2 protein-coding genes are annotated in these 1755 nt (G+C 67.3%); both read right to left on the reverse strand.

Annotated elements, in window-relative coordinates:
• Nucleotides 1-383 (reverse strand): PAAR domain-containing protein (locus ACOJTB_RS08450; protein WP_420102088.1); only part of this gene is annotated, 383 nt, incomplete at its 3' end.
• Nucleotides 384-620: 237 nt separating this feature from the next.
• On the reverse strand, nucleotides 621-1755 hold a 1135-nt coding region (gene ettA / locus ACOJTB_RS08455; protein ID WP_420102089.1), incomplete at its 5' end, for an energy-dependent translational throttle protein EttA.

Here is a 1755-nt window from a genome sequence, read left to right on the forward strand (position 1 = left end):
CGCCCCAGGGGCGCCCCGCGGGGGCCCGCCGACTCCGGGCCGCGGGCGGGCCGGCCCGCCCCCGCCCCGCCGAAGCCCCCGCCCCCGGCATCGCCGATCAGCACCGTCGGCAGGCCGGTGACGATCACCCCGCCATGGGTCGTGCTGTCGCCGATGCGCGCCGCCGGCAACCCGTTCACCAGCACGCTGCTGGAGCCCTTGGTGATCATGTCGACCGGGCCGACGCAGAGGCACAGATCGGTGACGCGCGCCTGCGGCAGGCCGCCGGTGAGAACATTGATCGAGCAGGCCGGCAGGATCGGCCCGCCGACATGCGGCACCGGCCCGGGATTGACCAGCGGGCAGGTGTGCATGTCGGTGACGCGGGCGGCAGGCATGCCCATGACATCGGCCCTCTCGAACGAGATCAGTTCGGCCGATCGTCATGACGCGGGCATGACGGCGGCGTTCAACCGCGATTGTTCGGGTGCCTGCGCCCTCTGTCAACGCCGGCCTTCGCGCCGGCGGATCTCGGATCGACTGGCCTCAGCGCCCCGCTCATCGCGCCGGCCCTGCGGCATGGATGCGATGATCTGTCTCGTTGCTGGGCGCCGCGCTGGCAGCGGGACCGCCCCGCTGCGTCAGCGCGAGAATTTCTTGTACTGGATGCGCTTCGGGATGGTCGAGTCGATGCCGAGGCGGCGCTTCTTGTCCTCCTCGTAATCGGCGAAATTGCCCTCGAACCATTCGACATGGCTGTCGCCCTCGAAGGCGAGGATATGGGTCGCGATCCGGTCCAGGAACCAGCGATCGTGGCTGATGATGACGGCGCAGCCGGCATAATCCTCCAGCGCCTCTTCCAAGGCCCGCAGCGTATCGACGTCGAGGTCGTTGGTGGGCTCGTCGAGCAGCAGCAGATTGGCGCCGCTCTTCAGCATCTTGGCGAGGTGGACGCGGTTGCGCTCGCCGCCCGAGAGCGCACCGACCTTCTTCTGCTGGTCGCCGCCCTTGAAGTTGAAGGCCGAGCAATAGGCGCGCGAATTGATCTCGCGCTTGCCGAGATAGAGCACGTCGTTGCCGCCGGAGATCTCCTCCCAGACGTTCTTCTTGTCGTCGAGCGAGTCGCGGCTCTGGTCGACATAGCCGAGCTGGACGCTCTCGCCGACCTTGATCGTCCCGCCATCGGGCTTTTCGGCGCCGGTGATCATCCGGAACAGCGTCGTCTTGCCGGCGCCGTTGGGGCCGATGACACCGACGATGCCGCCCGGCGGCAGCTTGAAGGAGAGACCGTCGATCAGCAGCTTGTCCTGGAAGCCCTTGGACAGGTTCTCGAAATCGACGACGTTGTTGCCCAGCCGCTCGGCGATCGGGATGATGATCTGCGCGGTGTCCGGGCCCTTGTTGTTGGCCTTCTGCACCAGCTCGTCATAGCGCTGGATGCGCGCCTTGCTCTTGGCCTGGCGGGCCTTGGGCGACTGCGCCATCCACTCCGCCTCGCGCTCCAGCGTCTTCTGGCGCGACGCATCCTCGCGCCCTTCCTGGGCGAGACGCTTCTGCTTCTGCACCGACCAGGCCGAGTAGTTGCCCTCATAGGGAATGCCCTGGCCGCGATCGAGCTCGAGGATCCAGCTCGTAACGTTGTCGAGGAAGTAGCGATCGTGGGTCACGATCAGGATCGCGCCCGGATAGGTGCGTAAGTGCCCTTCCAGCCAGGCGGTGGTCTCGGCGTCGAGATGGTTGGTCGGCTCGTCGAGCAGCAGCAGTTCCGGCTGCTCC

Source organism: Allobosea sp. (assembly GCF_048595345.1).
Lineage (GTDB): Bacteria > Pseudomonadota > Alphaproteobacteria > Rhizobiales > Beijerinckiaceae > Allobosea.